General features: G+C 67.2%; 14 protein-coding genes and 1 tRNA gene. 10 read left to right on the forward strand and 5 right to left on the reverse strand.

Annotation, left to right across the window (positions count from 1 at the left end; all coding sequences use genetic code 11):
- Positions 1 to 122: 122 nt before the first annotated feature.
- The 4 genes from WFL22_RS10525 (at position 123) to WFL22_RS10540 (ending at position 5,338) form a co-directional block, all read left to right on the forward strand.
- Positions 123 to 1,082, forward strand: a complete 960-nt coding sequence (locus WFL22_RS10525; protein ID WP_336992728.1) for an arginase family protein — start codon at positions 123 to 125, stop codon at positions 1,080 to 1,082.
- 57 nt (positions 1,083 to 1,139) lie between these two features.
- Entirely contained in the window at positions 1,140 to 2,624 is a 1,485-nt protein-coding gene (locus WFL22_RS10530; protein WP_336992730.1) for an amino acid permease, read from the forward strand.
- A gap of 73 nt (positions 2,625 to 2,697) precedes the next feature.
- Entirely contained in the window at positions 2,698 to 4,602 is a 1,905-nt protein-coding gene (typA, locus tag WFL22_RS10535; RefSeq protein WP_336651934.1) for a translational GTPase TypA, read from the forward strand.
- A 373-nt stretch (positions 4,603 to 4,975) separates the two neighbouring features.
- Positions 4,976 to 5,338, forward strand: a complete 363-nt coding sequence (locus tag WFL22_RS10540) for a GntR family transcriptional regulator (protein ID WP_336992731.1) — start codon at positions 4,976 to 4,978, stop codon at positions 5,336 to 5,338.
- Between the two features lie 27 nt (positions 5,339 to 5,365).
- On the opposite strand, the gene WFL22_RS10545 is transcribed toward WFL22_RS10540, so the two are convergent.
- Entirely contained in the window at positions 5,366 to 7,021 is a 1,656-nt protein-coding gene (locus tag WFL22_RS10545; protein ID WP_336992732.1) for an amidohydrolase, read from the reverse strand.
- Positions 7,022 to 7,134: 113 nt separating this feature from the next.
- Here WFL22_RS10545 and WFL22_RS10550 point away from each other — a divergent pair.
- The 3 genes from WFL22_RS10550 to WFL22_RS10560 all read left to right on the forward strand — a co-directional run bounded on the left by WFL22_RS10550 (position 7,135) and on the right by WFL22_RS10560 (position 8,934).
- Positions 7,135 to 7,211 (forward strand) — tRNA-Pro (locus WFL22_RS10550).
- Positions 7,212 to 7,375: 164 nt separating this feature from the next.
- Complete coding sequence (locus WFL22_RS10555; protein ID WP_336992733.1) at positions 7,376 to 8,203, forward strand: ABC transporter ATP-binding protein; 828 nt, start codon at positions 7,376 to 7,378, stop codon at positions 8,201 to 8,203.
- Positions 8,200 to 8,934, forward strand: coding sequence for an ABC transporter permease (locus WFL22_RS10560; protein WP_336992735.1), 735 nt, complete (start codon positions 8,200 to 8,202; stop codon positions 8,932 to 8,934). The genes WFL22_RS10555 and WFL22_RS10560 overlap by 4 nt, the downstream gene beginning before the upstream one ends.
- Positions 8,935 to 9,002: 68 nt before the next feature.
- On the opposite strand, the gene WFL22_RS10565 is transcribed toward WFL22_RS10560, so the two are convergent.
- On the reverse strand, positions 9,003 to 9,647 hold the full coding sequence (locus WFL22_RS10565; protein ID WP_336651929.1) for a dihydrofolate reductase family protein: 645 nt from the start codon (positions 9,645 to 9,647) through the stop codon (positions 9,003 to 9,005).
- Between the two features lie 211 nt (positions 9,648 to 9,858).
- The gene (locus WFL22_RS10570) at positions 9,859 to 10,329 is read right to left on the reverse strand and encodes an Hsp20/alpha crystallin family protein (protein WP_336992737.1); all 471 of its coding nucleotides are present in this window, start codon (positions 10,327 to 10,329) and stop codon (positions 9,859 to 9,861) included.
- A 233-nt stretch (positions 10,330 to 10,562) separates the two neighbouring features.
- Between WFL22_RS10570 and WFL22_RS10575 the strand changes: the two genes are divergently transcribed.
- Positions 10,563 to 12,854, forward strand: coding sequence for a bifunctional alpha,alpha-trehalose-phosphate synthase (UDP-forming)/trehalose-phosphatase (locus tag WFL22_RS10575; protein WP_336992738.1), 2,292 nt, complete (start codon positions 10,563 to 10,565; stop codon positions 12,852 to 12,854).
- A gap of 148 nt (positions 12,855 to 13,002) precedes the next feature.
- Positions 13,003 to 14,103 (forward strand): carboxylate-amine ligase, encoded by a 1,101-nt coding sequence (locus tag WFL22_RS10580; RefSeq protein ID WP_336992740.1) that lies wholly within the window; start codon positions 13,003 to 13,005, stop codon positions 14,101 to 14,103.
- A gap of 2 nt (positions 14,104 to 14,105) precedes the next feature.
- Here the strand turns inward: WFL22_RS10580 and WFL22_RS10585 are convergent, their stop codons facing one another.
- Positions 14,106 to 15,020 (reverse strand): VOC family protein, encoded by a 915-nt coding sequence (locus WFL22_RS10585; protein ID WP_336992742.1) that lies wholly within the window; start codon positions 15,018 to 15,020, stop codon positions 14,106 to 14,108.
- 56 nt (positions 15,021 to 15,076) lie between these two features.
- The gene (locus tag WFL22_RS10590; RefSeq protein ID WP_336992744.1) at positions 15,077 to 15,655 is read right to left on the reverse strand and encodes an NADPH-dependent F420 reductase; all 579 of its coding nucleotides are present in this window, start codon (positions 15,653 to 15,655) and stop codon (positions 15,077 to 15,079) included.
- 105 nt (positions 15,656 to 15,760) lie between these two features.
- On the opposite strand from WFL22_RS10590, the gene WFL22_RS10595 reads away from it, so the two are divergent.
- Entirely contained in the window at positions 15,761 to 16,345 is a 585-nt protein-coding gene (locus tag WFL22_RS10595; protein WP_336992745.1) for a MarR family winged helix-turn-helix transcriptional regulator, read from the forward strand.
- Positions 16,346 to 16,362: the final 17 nt, after the last annotated feature.

The raw sequence follows: 16,362 nt of genomic DNA on the forward strand, positions 1-16,362 counted from the left end.
CCCATTCGCCTGTCTGAAACCCCAGACACTCGATCCGCTCATCATCTCAGATCTGGAATCACAGACAGCAGCAGTATGTCGGGGAGGAGACTTCGGCACCCGCAGCTGTTAGCTTCGCAGGCATGAGCCACGCAACGCCCGCCCCTCCAGCCCTCTCGCACGACCCTTCCTGGCCCCGCACAGGCGGCTGGTCGGCACCCGACGGCACCCCCGCCGACCTTGTGCTCGTTGGCATCCCCACCTCGCAGACCTCGCTCTCCCCGACGAACGCCTACGAGACACCCGCCGCGGTGCGCGACGCCCTGCGACGCTACTCCAGCCACGTCGTCGCCGAGAGTGCACCCGACGCACGCGGCGACGAAGCCGAACTGGTGCTCGACGAAGCGCTGCGCATCATCGACGCCGGCGACCTCGCAGACCCCGACACCGAAGAAGGCGAGCGGCTGGCAGCCGAGCGAGTGCGACAGCTCTCAGAAACCGCGCAGCTGCTCGTCGCCCTCGGCGGCGACAACGCCCTCACCGTGCCGGCCGCGCTCGGCGTCGCGGGGGCCGATCTGGCAACAGCCGGTCTCATCACACTCGACGCCCATCACGACCTGCGCGACGGTCGCAGCAACGGCTCACCGGTGCGGCGCCTCGTCGAGCTCGGCCTCGACCCCAGCCGCATCGTGCAGATCGGCATCGCCGACTTCGCGAACTCCCGCGCCTACCGCCAGCGCGCGAAGGAGCTTGGCATCACGGTGATCCACCGCAGCGAACTGCGCACCCGCAGCCTCGCTGAGATCGTGGGTGAGGCGCTCGCCGTCGCGGGTGCCGCAGGCGGGCCGATCCACGTCGACCTCGATGTTGATGTGTGCGACCGTTCCGTGGCACCGGGCTGCCCCGCTTCCATTCCCGGCGGTATCACCGCCGACGAGCTGCGGCTCGCAACGAGGCTGCTCGCCGCCGACCCCCGGGTTCGCGGCATCGACATCGCCGAGGTAGATGCGACGGCCGACGCCCCCGACGGGCGCACGGTGCGGCTTGCGGCGCTGCTCGTGCTCGAAGCCGCCGCTGGGCTCGCCGAACGGCTTGGCCGGTAGTCTCGACCCTCGGAGGCCGCACCCCGCGGCCACGGCAGGCCACGAAGGGACACGGTGATGAACGCGAACACCAGCCTCGGTGACTCGGTCGCGGGCCCCGCAGCCGGTGCCGGTGGCCTCCGCCGTGGCCTCACCGCCCGTCACATCCGCTTCATGGCGCTCGGCTCGGCGATCGGCACAGGCCTCTTCATGGGCTCATCCGGAGCCATCCAAACCGCGGGGCCGGCGGTGCTGCTCGCCTATGTGATCGGCGGCGCGGCAGTGTTCATGGTGATGCGCGCGCTCGGCGAAATGGTGGTGCGGCACCCCGTGTCCGGCTCCTTCGGCCAGTACGCGTCGCGCTACATCCACCCCTTCGCCGGCTTCCTCGTGGGCTGGAGCTTCGCCTTCGAAATGTTTCTGGTGGCCGTGTTCGACGCGACCGCGATCGGCCTCTACATGCGCTTCTGGTTTCCCGAGGTGTCGCAGTGGGTGTGGGTGCTCGCGGTGGTCTGCTGCATCGCGGCGATCAACCTCGTCGGCGTGAAAGTGTTTGGCGAACTGGAATTCTGGTTCGCGCTCATCAAGATCGCGGCCATCATCGTGCTCATTGCGGTGGGTGTCTGTGTGATTCTCTTCGGCTTCGGGGTGGCGGATCACGATCTCATGGGCGTGCACAACCTGGTGGATCACGGGGGCTTCATGCCCCACGGCGCCTGGGGTCTGCTCGCCTCCTTCACCATTGTGATGTTCGCCTTCGGAGGGATCGAGATCATCGGCGTCACGGCGGGTGAGGCGCAAAACCCGAAGCGGGTGCTGCCGAAAGCGATCAACTCGGTGCCGATCCGCATTCTGCTCTTCTACGTGCTCACCCTCGGCGTGATCATGTGCATTCAACCGTGGACCGAGATCACGGGGGAGACGAGCCCGTTCGTCTCCCTCTTCGAATCGCTCGGATTCCGATCCGCCGCCGCAGTCTTCAACATCGTGCTCATCACCGCCGCACTCTCCGCGATGAACGCCGACATCTTCGGAGCGGGGCGCATGCTTCACGGGCTTGCCGAGCAAGGTCAGGCGCCGCGCGCCTTCACCCGAACGACGCGAGCCGGGGTGCCGATCCTGACCGTCGTTACGATGATCGTCGGCCTGCTCATCGGGGTGGTGCTCAACTTCCTCTACCCCGACCAGGTGCTCTTTCTGCTCGGCGCGCTCGCCACCTTTGCGACAGTGCTGGTGTGGCTGGTGATCCTCATCGCCCACATTCGCATGAAGGACGAGATGCGCCGCGACCACCGCCTGCCGAGCGAGTTCCCTGTGCCGCTGTGGCCCGTGGCCTCCTGGCTCACCGTGGGGTTCATCGTCCTCGTCATCGTGATGGTGGGCATTGTGCCTGAGTCGCGGCCCGCGCTGGTGGTAGGGCTCGTCTGGGTGGCGCTCCTCGGCGCCTGCTACCTGCTCTTCGTGCGCGGCGAAGGGCGCAAAGCCTACCCGCTGCTCGACACCACCCTGCCGATTGAGGTCGCAGACCGCCGGGGTGCGCGGCGTTCGCGTGCGGGCGAGTAAGTCACCCGTGCGGTTCGCAGTCTCGCCATGTAACATAGAACGTTCGCTGTTTCACGTTCGTTAGGAACCATCTATGGCTCTCGCCACTCGCGAAGACCTCCGTAACGTCGCCATCGTCGCACACGTCGACCACGGCAAGACCACCCTCGTCGACGCCATGCTGCGTCAGACCAACTCGTTCGACGCCCACGCCGAGGTCGACGACCGAGTCATGGACTCCAATGACCTCGAGCGCGAGAAGGGCATCACCATTCTCGCGAAGAACACCGCGATCACCTATGAGGGCGCTCACGCGAAGAATGGCCCCATCGTCATCAACGTGGTCGACACCCCCGGTCACGCCGACTTCGGTGGCGAGGTCGAGCGCGCGCTCTCGATGGTTGACGGCGTTGTGCTGCTCGTCGACGCATCCGAGGGCCCGCTGCCGCAGACCCGCTTCGTGCTGCGCAAGGCGCTCGAAGCGCACCTGCCCGTGATCCTCGCGGTCAACAAGACCGACCGCCCCGACGCGCGCATCGAAGAGGTCGAGAGCGAAGCGCAGGATCTGCTGCTCGGTCTCGCATCCGACCTCTCCGAGGATCACCCCGATATCGACGTTGACGCCGTGCTCGACGTGCCCACCGTCTACCTCTCCGGCCGTGCCGGTGCGGCAAGCCACAACCGTCCCGCAGACGGTGCGCTGCCCGACAACCCCGACCTCGAGCCCCTCTTCGAGACCATCCTCGAGCGCGTGCCCGCCCCCGTCTTCGACGACGAGCACCCGCTGCAGGCCCACGTCACCAACCTCGACTCCTCGCCGTTCCTCGGTCGTATCGCGCTGCTGCGCATCCACCACGGCTGGATCAAGAAGGGCCAGAACGTGGCCTGGGTGAAGCACGACGGCACTGTGCAGAACGTGCGCATCACCGAGCTCATGCTCACCAAGGCGCTCACCCGCTACCCCGCCGAGCAGGCCGGCCCCGGCGACATCGTCGCCATCGCAGGCATCGAGGACATCACCATCGGTGAGACCATCGCCGACGCAGATGACGTGCGCCCGCTGCCGACCATCACGGTCGACGAGCCCGCCATCTCGATGACCATCGGCGCCAACACCTCGCCGCTCGTGGGCAAGGTCAAGGGTCACAAGCTCACCGCCCGCATGATCAAGGATCGCCTCGACCGAGAGCTCATCGGCAACGTGTCGCTGCGCGTCGTCGACACCGGCCGCCCCGATGCCTGGGAGGTGCAGGGGCGCGGCGAGCTCGCGCTCGCAATCCTCGTCGAGAACATGCGCCGCGAAGGCTTCGAGCTCACCGTCGGCAAGCCGCAGGTGGTCACCCGCGAGATCGACGGCAAGAAGCACGAGCCCTACGAGCACCTCACGATCGACACCCCCGAGGAGCACCTCGGCGCGATCACCCAGCTGCTCGCGGCGCGCAAGGGCCGCATGGAGAACATGGTGAACAACGGCACCGGCTGGGTGCGCATGGAGTTCATCGTGCCGTCGCGCGGTCTCATCGGATTCCGCTCGGAGTTCATGACGATCACCCGCGGCACCGGCATCGCGAACGCGATCGCTCACGGCTACGACGAGTGGGCCGGCGTCATCAACACCCGCAACAACGGCTCGATCGTGGCCGACCGTGCGGGCGTGGCAACGCCGTTCTCGATCATCAACCTCCAGGAGCGCATGAGCTTCTTCGTGCAGCCCACCGAAGAGGTCTACGAGGGCATGGTTATCGGTGAGAACTCGCGTTCCGAAGACATGGACGTGAACATCACCAAGGAGAAGAAGCTCACCAACATGCGCTCCTCCACGGCCGACAGCTTCGAGTCGATGACCCCGCCGCGCAAGCTCACTCTCGAAGAGTGCCTCGAGTTCGCTCGCGAAGACGAGTGCGTCGAGGTCACCCCCGAGAACGTGCGCATCCGCAAGGTCGAGCTTGAAGCCTCGCTGCGCGCCCGCGCCGCGTCGCGCATCAAGAACCAGAAGTAGCAGCGCGCTGCTGAGGGCCGCCGCCAGATCCGTTTGTTCGGGGCTGGCGGCGGCCCTTGGTGTTTCTGGGGCTTCCTTCTCCTGTTCTTCTCGCTCGCTCTCTCCCTCTCCCTCCCTCCTTCCCTCCCTCCCTCCCTCCCTCCCTCCCTCACCTTCCCCTCATCGAGGTCACCCGTGTGGTCGTTTGCGGTGAGCTGAAACGACCACACGGGTGACCTCGATGCAGTGCAGGGGCGCTCCGCTGAGCGCTCTGCGTGGGATTGACGCCGCAGGGTGGCGTCGCTACCGTGTGGGGTGACAGCGCGACGGAGGGAGCGGCCATGGAGCTTGTGATCGGGATCGCCGCGCTGCGGCCCTGTGGGGCGGATCGATCGTGATCGGTGTGCGTATCGACCCTGCGGATCCGCGCCCGCCGTTCGAGCAGTTGCGCGCGCAGCTCATTGAGCGGATCATGACGCGGCAGTTGCCAGAGGGCACGAGGCTGCCATCGGTGCGGCAGTTCGCGGCGGATCTTGCGCTGGCGCCGAACACGGTTGCACGCGCCTACCGCGAGCTCGAAGCCGAAGGGTACCTTGTGACGCGGGGGCGCAACGGCACGACTGTGGCAGCTATTGCGCCTGTCGATGAGGCTGCGCAGTTGCGGGCGGCGGAGCTGGTGGCGGCGTACGTAGAGGGGATGCGGGAGCTCGGGTTCGGATCCGAGGCGATCGTGGGGGAGGTGCGCCGGGCTCTATGACCCGGCGCACAATCCGCTTGGGTGTGTTCAGCGCTGCGGGAACTCTTCGCCTGCGACCACGGTGAGGCGTGGACCGGCGTTGCGCAGCATCTCGGCGCCGTCGGCAAAGGGGTCGACGTCGAGCACTGCGAAGTCGGCCCGGCGGCCAGCCGCCAGAACGCCGCGGGTGGTGCCCCAGCCGCACGCTTCTGCGGCACCGCGGGTTGCGGAGATGAGGGCGCGTTCGAGGTCGAGGTGCAGCTCAGGGTGGTTGGCGGGCAGTTCGGGGCGGTGGGGAGAGCGCCGCGTCACCGCGATGAAGAGGTTCGGCAGCGGCGCATAGGGTGCGGTGGGGGCATCGGTGCCAAGCGCGATCCTGGCACCTGCGGCGGCGAACTCGGCCCAGGGGTAACCGCGCTCGACACGCTCGTCGCCAAGTTGGCTGCGCCAGGCGCCCTGCACCGCGGGGTCGGAGTGCACGGGCTGCACGGAGGCGACGGTGCCGGATTGCGCGATGCGTTCGGCGGCGCGGCGGTCGACGTATTCGAGGTGCTCGATGCGGTGCAGCGGCCCATCGGCACCGTTGGTGCGGCGGGCCGACTCGATCATGTCGAGCGCGAGATCAACTGCTGCGTCGCCGATCGCATGCATAGCGACCTGCAGGCCTGCGGCGTCGGCGGCGATGACGATGGGTTCGAGCAGTGCCCGGCTCCACAGCGGGTCGGGGTGTGCGCCGTCGGCGAAGGGCGCCGACATTGCGGCGGTGCCGCTGTCGATGACGCCGTCGATCCACACCTTGATGCCGGCGATGCGCAGCAATGGATCGGTGTCGCCGCGTTCGGAGGCTCGGGCGGCGACGCGGTCGCGGATCCGGATGGCATCTTGCAGCTGCTGTTCCAGCGTCTCGGGGTCGGCGGAGGTTTCGACGCGGAGGTAGCCGGCGACGGGGATCGGCAGCGCGCCGCCCTCCCAGGCTCGTTCGAGCGCCTCGAACTCCGCGCGACGCAGGCCGAGGTCGGCGACCGCGGTGGTGCCTGCCGCGCGGTAGCTTTCGAGGGCGCGCAGCAAGGCATCGTCGCGCACGGTGTCGTCTTCGAGCTGTTCGATACCGCCGCGCATGAGCACGAGGGCCGCGGTTTCGAGCAGCAGGCCTGTCGCGTCTCCGGCGGCGTCGCGCACGATGGTGCCGCCTTCGGGGTCGGGGGTGTCGCGGTCGATGCCGAGCTCGCGTAGCGCTGCGGTGTTGACCCAGCCGGAGTGCAGATCGTTCGATACGAGGTAGACGGGGCGGTCGGTGACGACGGCGTCGATCATGCTGCGATCCGGCTGCGCACCTGCGAGCGGTTGCAGCAGCCAGCTGCGGCCGAGCACGCGCGGGGCGCCGGGCTTCGCGGCGGCGGCTTCCGCGATTCTGCGTTGCATCTCGGGGAGGTCTTGCGCGTCGAGCAGGTCGACCTGCGAGAGCGAGCGGCCGAGGTTGACGAGGTGGCTGTGGGCCTCGATGAAGCCGGGGGTGACGAGCGCGCCGTTCAGTTCGATGACGCGGGTCGTGCCGGGGTGGTGCGCGGCCAGCTGGTCGGCGGCGGCGACGGAACCGGCGAAGCGGATCGCCCCGTCGCGCACCAGCAGGGACTCTGCCCAGGGTTGTGCGTCGTCGGCGGTGAAGATGCGCCCGCCGCGGTAGTGGGTGAGTGAGTGCGACATAGGTCCTTCCCGGTTTCCATATAGGGTATCGGCTTGCCGGGGTGCCCGAGGGGACCTCCGATTTTTGCCCTGGCCTGAAACGCGCTAGAGTAAAGCTCGCGTGAAAACGCAATCGGGATGTGGCGCAGCTTGGTAGCGCACGTCGTTCGGGACGACGGGGTCGCAGGTTCAAATCCTGTCATCCCGACCACGAAAGCCGCGGAAACCTCATGGTTTCCGCGGCTTTTTCGGTGGGTGAACTCGACCCGGCCACGGGGAGACTACTCCAACTCACGTGAGCAGGGGCGAGGACTGCGCCCCTGATGTGGCACGGCTGCGGCTCCCACAGCCCCTCCACGCGAGTACGCTGAGCATATGGTGGATCGCAACGACGCTCTGCCCGTGGTTCGAGCCGCGGGTCTGTCGGTTCGGCGCGGCCGGCGCACGGTGCTCGACGGCATCGGCTTTGAGATCCCGCGCGGGCAGGTCACCGGGCTGCTCGGCCCGTCGGGGTGCGGCAAGAGTACGCTGATGCGTTCGATCGTGGGCGTGCAGGCCGGGGTCGCCGGCGAGCTGAGCGTGCTCGGTGAGCGGGCGGGGTCGGCGCGGTTGCGTCGCCGCGTCGCCTACGCCACACAGGCCGCGTCGGTGTATGACGATCTCACGGTTGCGCAGAATCTGCGCTATTTCGCCCGCGTGCTCGGGGTTTCCAAGGGCGATGCGGATCGGGCGATCGAGCAGGTGGGTCTCGGCGAGTACGCCGGACATCGTGTCGAAGCGCTGAGCGGTGGGCAGCGCAATCGTGTCTCATTGGCGGCCGCACTGCTCGGGGATCCCGAGCTCGTGGTGCTGGACGAGCCCACTGTGGGCTTGGATCCGGTGCTGCGGGTGGAACTGTGGGGGCTCTTCCGGGAGCTCGCGGGCACGGGCACCACGCTGCTCGTCAGCAGCCATGTCATGGACGAGGCGCTGCGCTGCGACCGCCTGCTGCTGATGCGCGAGGGGCGCATCATCGCCGACACCTCACCTGGGGCCCTGCTTGCGCAGACCGACACCGACGACCCCGAGGCGGCATTCCTCGCGATCATCGCATCGCAGCCGGGCGACGGCACCTACCCGGTCTCGCCCCCGAATCCCACCGATCCGCCTCACCACGGGCGCCACAGCGCCGACAGTGCCGCTGCTTCAGGGGAGGCGCGATGAACCTCTCCCGCAGCTGCTCCACCGCTGGCCGCGTGCTGCGGCAGCTCAGCCACGATCCGCGCTCCATCGCCCTGCTGCTGCTCATGCCGAGTCTGCTCGTGGGCCTCTTCGCATGGCTGTTCGACGCGCAGCCGGGCGCGTTCTCGCGGCTCGGCGGGCCGATGCTCGCGCTGTTCCCCTTCATTCTGATGTTCATCATCACCTCGGTGACCACACTGCGGGAGCGGCGCTCGGGCACCCTTGAACGGCTGATGACCACCCCGCTCGGCAAGGGCGATTTCATCGTGGGGTACGCGCTCGCCTTCGGGCTCGCCGCCACGGTGCAGGCGGTGATCACTGTCGGCTTCGCGGTAATCGTCTGCGGGCTCGAGGTTTCCGGCCCGCTCTGGCAGCTCGGGCTCGTCGCCGTGGTCGACGCGCTGCTCGGCACCGGGCTCGGGCTGCTCGCCAGCGCCTTCGCGCGCACCGAGTTTCAGGCCGTGCAGTTCATGCCGGTGCTCGTGTTCCCGCAGATCCTTCTCGGCGGCCTGCTGATGCCGCGCGATCAGATGCCCGACGCGCTGCACACGATCTCCGACTGGCTGCCCCTCAGCTACGCGATCGACGCGGTGAACGCTGTGACGCGGGGCGACGAGGGCTGGGATCTCGGCCGGCCGCTCATCGTGATCGCCGCGGTGACGCTGGTGGCGCTCGGGCTCGCCGCGCTCACCCTGCGCCGTCGTACGCCGTAGATGAGAGGGGCGGATCGGGCGGTTCGCGCCGCGGCTGTACGTATTCACGCCCGTCGAGCGGCGGCCCTTCAGGCCTCCGCCCGGCGGTTCCACAGCTGATGCGTGAGGCCGCTCGCGCTGGCGACCGTTTCGAGCGTGAAGCGATCCTCGAATCCGGTCACGCCCTCCCACAGGCTCACCCCTCGGCCCAGCGTGATGGGCACGACGATGACGTGCATGAAGTCGACGAGATCGGCGCTCAAAAACTGGCGGATCGTTGTCGGGCCGCCGCCGATCCGCACATCCTGATCACCCGCAGCCTGCTGTGCCTGCCGCAGCGCCTCCTCCGGCCCGGAGTCCATGAAGTGGAAGCTCGTGCCGTTCTCGAACACCATCGGTTCTCGCGGGTGATGGGTGAGGATGAAGCAGGGCGTCTTGAAAGGCGGCTCGTCGCCCCACCAGCCGCGCCAGCCGTCGTCGGGCCACGGCCCCTGCTGTGGGCCGAACTTGCGTCGCCCCATGATCTCGGCACCGATGCCCTGGCCCCACATGCTGAACAGTGCCCGGTCCAGCGTCACCGGCTCCGCAACCCGGTGCACACCCTCGATGACTCGTCCGTCGAACCAGTCGAAGAGGTGACGGGCGCCGCCGATCGGCTCATCGAAGGTGACGTACTCCCCGGCGGAGAACCCGTCGAGCGACACGAACTGATTGTGCACGCGCGTGCGAGTCATGATGCCTCCAGCGGATCGGGCGGGGCCGGCCCCCGCTCGGCTGAGCGGGCGTGACCGCGCACTCGCAGAGTAAATGATTGGGGCCAGTCACGCCACCCCTGACGTTTCTGCTCCTCAAGAGGTTGAAATGATGAGGGCTCCGTGCTTGCTCGAGAGAGCAGGCACGGAGCCCTCGTGCTAAACCGGGTTCGTGACGCAGCGTCTTGTGAGGCTATGAGGAAGAGTTCTCCAGCTGGGCGGGAGACGACCCCGAAGCCTGAATTGTCGAGGTCGCGCCTGCGGTGCTGGTCGACCGAACTTCTACCTTGCGCGGCTTTGCTCGCTCGCTCACCGGGATCGTGACGCAGAGAACGCCGTTGTCGTAGCTGGCGCTGATGCGCTCAGTGTCAATCCCCTGCCCCAGGCTCAGCTGGCGCAAGAAGCTCCCTGCGGTTCGTTCGCGGGTGATCCACTTCACGTGTTCGGCCTCCGGCAACGTGCGCTCGGCGCGGATAGTGAGAAGCTGCCCGTCGACATCGATGTCGACTGAACCGGGATCCATCCCGGGCAGGTCTGCCGTCAGCAAATAGTGGTCACCGTCTCGATAGAGATCCATCGGCATTTGCCGAGGCCCGCGAAGCGGATCGGAGAGGAGTGCATCCGCAATGCGTTCAACGTCGCGGAAGGGGTTGTAGCTGGCCATATTCGCACCTTTCTCTCATCGACTGACTTGTGTGTTGAAGTTGAGCTAATGCGACTCAACTTGTCTTGAGATTAGCACTCGAGCATTGAGAGTGCCAGATAGTTCGCTGATGGCAAACGCCGCGCAAGGTGGGTGCTGGTGGGTGGCATAGCACCGCGCGCTCCCCGCCCGCAATGGGCAGCGGCCAGGGCCTCGCGCTCGGTAGACTGCGGGCAGAGAGTGCAGGGGGTGCCATGACCGAGATGCAGGACATGACGGGCGGGCGCGAGCTCGTTATGGTGTCGAACCGGCTGCCGGTAGACCGGGTAGTCGAGCCCGACGGATCAACCTCGTGGCGCACCTCGCCAGGAGGCCTTGTCACCGCCGTCGCACCCATCGTGGAGCAGCTCGGCTGCCTCTGGGTGGGGTGGGTCGGCGCCGCCGATGAAACCCTTGAACCCTTCGAGATCGGCTCGATGCGGCTCGCACCCGTCGAACTCAGCGAAGACGACGTCGAGCTCTACTACGAGGGCTTCTCGAACGGCACGCTGTGGCCGCTCTACCACGACGTGATCGCCCGCCCCGACTTCCACCGCGTGTGGTGGGACCGCTATCAGCGGGTGAACCAGCGTTTCGCCGAGCGCGTCGCGCAGCACGCTGCGCAGGGCGCCATCGTGTGGGTGCACGACTATCAGCTGCAGCTCGTGCCCGAGATGCTGCGCGAGCTGCGCCCCGACCTCACCATCGCGTTCTTCCTGCACATCCCCTTCCCGCCCAGCCGCCTCTTCGCCCAGCTGCCCTGGCGCAAACGCGTCGTCGAGGGGTTGCTCGGTGCTGACGTGATCGGCTTCCAGCAGGTCACCGACGCGGTGGCCTTCCGCACGACTGCCGAGCGCTTCACCCGCGTGCCCGCCCTCGGCAACACCATCGTCGTGCCCGGCACCGCAGAGCACCATTCCCGCACGGTGCTCGCGCAGGAGTTCCCCATCTCCATCGACGCCGCAGCCTTCGCTGAGGTCGCCGCGCGGCCCGAGGTGCAGGAGCGCGCTCGCCAGATCCGCGCAGAACTCGGCAACCCGAAGACGGTGATGCTCGGCGTCGACAGGCTCGACTACACGAAGGGCATTCGCCACCGGCTGAAAGCTTTTGACGAGCTGCTCAGCGATGGCGAGATCGACGCCGGCGACGTTGTGCTGGTGCAGGTGGCGAGCCCGAGCCGAGAGCGAGTCGACGCTTACCGGCAGCTGCGCGACGAGGTCGAACTCACGGCGGGCCGCATCAACGGCGAGCATGGATCGCTCGGCCACGCCCCCCTCGTCTACCTGCACCGCGGCTACACCCGCGACGAGATGGTGGCGCTCTACCTCGCCGCCGACGTGCTGCTCGTCACCCCCTTGCGCGACGGCATGAACCTCGTCGCCAAAGAGTATGTGGCCTGCCGCACCGACGAGCAGGGCGTGCTGGTGCTGAGCGAGTTCGCGGGTGCCGCCGACGAACTGCGTGACGCGCTGCTCGTCAACCCGCACGACATTGAGGGGCTGAAAGCGGCCGTGGTGCGTGCCGTGCACATGCCCCGCGAAGAGCAGCGCCGCCGTATGCGCTCCTTGCGGCGCACTGTCTACGACAATGATGTGGCCCACTGGGCAACGGGATATCTCGGAGCGGTGCGCGCCGCCGCCGAGGCGCAGCGCCCGAGCCACACGGGCGAGCGCACGGAGCCGATTCAGGTCAGCACGGCGTTCGTGCCGCGCAGCATCGACGACCGGGTGCGCCGCCTCGCGGCGCTGCCGCAACTCATCGTGGCGAGCGACTTCGACGGCACACTCGCGCCCATCGTGCCCCGGCCACAAGATGCGCGAATGCTGCCCCGCGCACGGCAGGCGCTCGAAGTGCTGCGCAGCGCGCCGGACACCTACGTGGCCGTGCTGACGGGACGCTCGCTGGCAGGCCTCGCCGAGACGGGGCTGCAGAGCGAGGGCTGGATCGTGTCGGGTTCGCACGGCTCTGAGCTGACCGGGCTTGACGTGAGCATTGCGACGGGGGATGCCCCGCTGCTGGGCAGCCCGCTCACTGAGGAAGAAGATGAACGGCTGCAGCGGGTGGTGCGACGTTTCGAGCGGGTGCTCGGCGGTGAAGCTGGGGTGCGTCTGGAGCGCAAACCGTTCGGGATCGCGGTGCACACGCGGCAGGTGCCCGATGCGCAACAGGCGGAGGAGCTGCTGGCTGCGGCGGTGGAGCTGGGGCTCGCTGCGGAGATGCATGTGCGCGAGGGCAAGCAGGTGCGTGAGTTCTCGGTGCGGGACTCGAATAAGGGGTCGGTGCTGCGCAGCATTCGCGAGGCGCTGCCCGCGGCTCCGGTGTTGTTTCTCGGCGACGACGTCACCGACGAAGATGTGTTCACCTCGCTCGGCCCCGACGATCTCGGCATCAAGGTGGGTGATGGGGCCACCGCGGCGGTGGAGCGGGTGCCCGACCCTGAGACCGCCACGGCGGTGTTGGCCTTGCTCGCGGAGCTGCGCACCGGCGTCGTGATCGGTTCGGAGTAGCTTTGGGGCGGATCGCGGTGCCCGTTGCCGTGCCTAGCGTCTGCGCCCCTGCGAAATCAACCCCTCTGACACGGTTCTCCTCTGACCTTTACGCTCGAATCTGAGCCGGGCGCACCGCGCTGCCCGGCAGAGGTTAAAGGAGGGCGACATGGCAGCTGACGAGTTCCGCAGTTTTGGGGTCGAGGAGGAATACCTGCTGCTCGACGCCGGGAACGGCACGCCGAGTGATCTGGCCGCTGAGCTTGTGCGTTCGGCGCCGCGCTCGGTTGCTCCCGCCGAGCGCGAGTTTTTCTCAAGCCAGCTCGAGACCGCTACTCCCGTGTGCCGCACCGCCGAAGAGGCGCTCAGCACGCTCACGGAGTTTCGCAGCGCACTGTCGCGGGAGGCGGCGGATCGCGGCATCGTGCTGGCGGGCAGCGGTCTTCCGCCTGTGGGCGGCGACGAAGCTGGCACGGTCACGCCGAGGTCGCGTTATCGCGAGCTGGGCGCGCAGCTGCGCAACGCGGCAACGCACCAGTATGTGACTGGCACACATGTGCATGTGGAGATTCCGTCGCCCGATGCGGGCGTGGAGGTGCTGTCGAGGCTCGCTCCGTGGGCGCCGGCACTGCTCGCAATGACCGCGAACTCGCCGCTGTGGTGCGGTGAACCGACAGGGTTCGCGAGCTGGCGACATGTCATGAACATGTCGTGGCCGGTGGCGGGGTTCCCGCCGGAGTTCGCGAGCGGCGATGAGTACACGCACGCTGTGGAGCAGCTTGTCGAGAGCGGGGTGCTGCTCGATGCCGGTGTGGTGACGTGGCTTGCGCGGCTGTCGCAGAACTTCCCCACGATGGAATTGCGGATCGCTGATGCGCAATTGGAGGCTGAGGATGCGGTCTGCTTCGCCGTGCTGGTGCGGGCGCTTGTGGATCGGGCGCTGCGCGACGCTGAGGCGGGGAAGGCGAGGCCGCGAGCGGCGGCCGGCCTCGTGAACGGTGCGATCTGGATGGCGGCCCGAGACGGTCTCGGAGCCGAGCTCATCGATCCGCTCACCGCGCGCCCAGAGCCGGCCTTCGACACCCTCGACCGCATGGTCGATTCGGTCGAGGCCGAACTGCGCCGCACCGGCGATCATGACCGCGTGCACGGCTACGTCGAGCGCCTCCGCGGCACCGGCGGCCCCGCCCGCCGCCAGCTCGAACGATTCGAAGCGGGCGGTCTCGAAGGGCTGGTCGGCCTCTACCGCGAGAGCTCCGGCGTGGGCTGACCCTAGCGGGCCATCAGCTCGTCTGTCGCGACTCCGGGCATCGCGAGGGTGACACGGGTGCCCCATGGATCATCGAGCGCGAGCGTTCTGCCGTCTGAGGCGAAATCGATGTTATGACGGCGGAGACGTTCTGCAACGGCATCGAGTTCCGACCGGTCGGGCACAGTGATCGAGACATCGGCCAGGCCGAGCTGTGCCGCGCGGGGCCCGGCACCGCGACTGTTCCAGGTGTTCATAGCGATGTGGTGGTGGTATCCGCCGGCTGAGGCGAAGAGCGCTCCAGGATATCGACTCTGGGTGATCTCGAACCCGAGGGTGTCGATGTAGAACGCTCGCGCGGTTGCGAGATCTCCGACCTGAAGGTGGACGTGTCCGACGGTGCCCGCCTGGGTGGGTGCGGCAGTGACTGCCTCCGGGCTGAGGTGCTCGCGAAGAAAGGCATTGGGGTCGAGAAAGATGGTGTCCATCTGGATCTCGCCGTCGACCCGTGTCCATTGCTCTCGGGGTCGATCCGTGTAGAGCTCCACCCCATTGCCCTCCGGATCGGTGAAGTAGAACGCCTCGCTTACGAGGTGATCGCTCGAGCCGGTGAAGGTGCCGCGGCGGTCTTGCGCTGCGCGGTAGACCGTCGCCGCGAGACCCGCGGCGTCGTCGAAGAGGAAGGCCGTATGGAACAAGCCTGCCTGACGCGGATCGACCGCGGGAAGGTTCGGTGTGTGGATCAAGCGAACGAACGGGGTCTGCCCGCGACCGAGTACACGATGCGTCTCGTTGCCCTGGGCTTCCTCTTCGAGGGGCTCGAGCGCGAAGGCGCCCGAATAGTAGTCGGACATGACCTGCATGTCACCGACGCGGAGTGTGACCGGACCCATGGTCGTCTGCGCGTTCAGTATCTCGTCGTGAGTCGAGGTGCTCATGATGTTTCCTATCTTGTCGAGGTGCCATGCGGCACCTCGACATCAACGTGGGGATGCTACTTCGCGATAGCGAAGCCACCGGTCCAGGAGATCTTCTCGCTCGCGGCGAGTGTGAGCTGGAGGAAGCCGAGTGCTTCCAATTCATGTGCACGGCTGAGCGAACCGGCGTCGAGGGCGGCCAGCCCGCCCGCGATGATCGCCCCGGCAAGCTGAGCCTTCGCCTGCGCGTCATCGCCCGCGATCAGGACCGTAGTGGTCTCGCCGCCGACCTGCTTGCTCACAAGGGTCGCGGCGAAGTTGGTGTTGAAGGCCTTGAGCACCTTGCTCTGGGGAAGCCGTGCCTGGATCGCTGCCGTCGCCGAGCTGCCTTCCGGCACTACCAGAGAGTCGAAGGTCTCGAAGTTCAGTGGATTGGTGATGTCTACCACCGTTTTTCCTGCGAGCTGGTCACCGTGCGCCGCGAGGATGCCCTCGACCGCTGGATACGGCACGGCGAGCACGACCACGTCACCCGAGATGCTCTCGCTCTGCAACTGCTCGCGCGAGAGGTGCGACACTCTGGCGCCACCGGCGGTCAGGACACCGCCGATCGCGGATCCCATGTTTCCTGTGCCGATGATCGTGTAGCTGGTCATGATTCGTTCCTTCCGGTTAGTGGTGTCCGGTAACGCCGAGAGATTACTTGTAGATGAAACTAACACAAATTGCTTGCGTCTACAACTAAAGTTAGGATGGATGATATGAGCCGACTGAATCAGCAGGAGCGTGTTGCCATTGCGCGTTTGCGAGCGATGCTCGAACTGCTGCCCACAGAGCTGGACCGCCGAATCGCAGGTGCGGGGGTCACATCGTTCGAGTTCACGCTCCTCGAAGCGCTCTACGAGGCTGAATCCCATACGTTGCGGCTCAGCGCCCTTGCCGCGCGTACGAACGCAACCCTTCCGCGTCTGTCTCGCGTGGTTGACAGTCTTGAACGAAAAGGGCTCGTGGTTCGATCGGTCTGCGCGGCAGACCGGCGGGCGACGAACGCGACACTGTCGATGGACGGGGTCGCGGCCTATCGGCGCGCTTTGCCGCTCTACAGTGATGCGGTGAAGTCGCTCGTGTTTGCCGGCCTCGGAGAAGAGGGCGCCGCTCGGATCGCAGAGGTCTCTTACGGGATTCTCACCCAGCTCGATCCGGACCGACGCTTCGCCGTCACCGAAAGTGGGTGCGGAGCCGATCCTGCACCGAACGCACGCGGGGGAGAAGTGGAACGTTGTTCGGCCGACCCTGGGCCCGTTCCTTCGGACTGCCCGGCAGACCCCGAACCGATATCAGGGTGATCGAAGGCCGGGCCGAG

This window comes from Leucobacter sp. VD1 (genome assembly GCF_037150695.1).
GTDB lineage: Bacteria > Actinomycetota > Actinomycetes > Actinomycetales > Microbacteriaceae > Leucobacter.

What these genes read in the sequence shown, in the direction of transcription:
- WFL22_RS10525 (WP_336992728.1), top strand. Translation starts at nt 123, where the DNA reads ATGAGCCACGCAACGCCCGCCCCTCCAGCCCTCTCGCACGACCCTTCC.
- WFL22_RS10530 (WP_336992730.1), top strand. Translation starts at nt 1,140, where the DNA reads ATGAACGCGAACACCAGCCTCGGTGACTCGGTCGCGGGCCCCGCAGCC.
- typA (WP_336651934.1), top strand. Translation starts at nt 2,698, where the DNA reads ATGGCTCTCGCCACTCGCGAAGACCTCCGTAACGTCGCCATCGTCGCA.
- WFL22_RS10545 (WP_336992732.1), bottom strand. Translation starts at nt 7,021, where the DNA reads ATGTCGCACTCACTCACCCACTACCGCGGCGGGCGCATCTTCACCGCC.
- WFL22_RS10555 (WP_336992733.1), top strand. Translation starts at nt 7,376, where the DNA reads ATGGTGGATCGCAACGACGCTCTGCCCGTGGTTCGAGCCGCGGGTCTG.
- WFL22_RS10560 (WP_336992735.1), top strand. Translation starts at nt 8,200, where the DNA reads ATGAACCTCTCCCGCAGCTGCTCCACCGCTGGCCGCGTGCTGCGGCAG.
- WFL22_RS10565 (WP_336651929.1), bottom strand. Translation starts at nt 9,647, where the DNA reads ATGACTCGCACGCGCGTGCACAATCAGTTCGTGTCGCTCGACGGGTTC.
- WFL22_RS10570 (WP_336992737.1), bottom strand. Translation starts at nt 10,329, where the DNA reads ATGGCCAGCTACAACCCCTTCCGCGACGTTGAACGCATTGCGGATGCA.
- WFL22_RS10575 (WP_336992738.1), top strand. Translation starts at nt 10,563, where the DNA reads ATGACCGAGATGCAGGACATGACGGGCGGGCGCGAGCTCGTTATGGTG.
- WFL22_RS10580 (WP_336992740.1), top strand. Translation starts at nt 13,003, where the DNA reads ATGGCAGCTGACGAGTTCCGCAGTTTTGGGGTCGAGGAGGAATACCTG.
- WFL22_RS10585 (WP_336992742.1), bottom strand. Translation starts at nt 15,020, where the DNA reads ATGAGCACCTCGACTCACGACGAGATACTGAACGCGCAGACGACCATG.
- WFL22_RS10590 (WP_336992744.1), bottom strand. Translation starts at nt 15,655, where the DNA reads ATGACCAGCTACACGATCATCGGCACAGGAAACATGGGATCCGCGATC.
- WFL22_RS10595 (WP_336992745.1), top strand. Translation starts at nt 15,761, where the DNA reads ATGAGCCGACTGAATCAGCAGGAGCGTGTTGCCATTGCGCGTTTGCGA.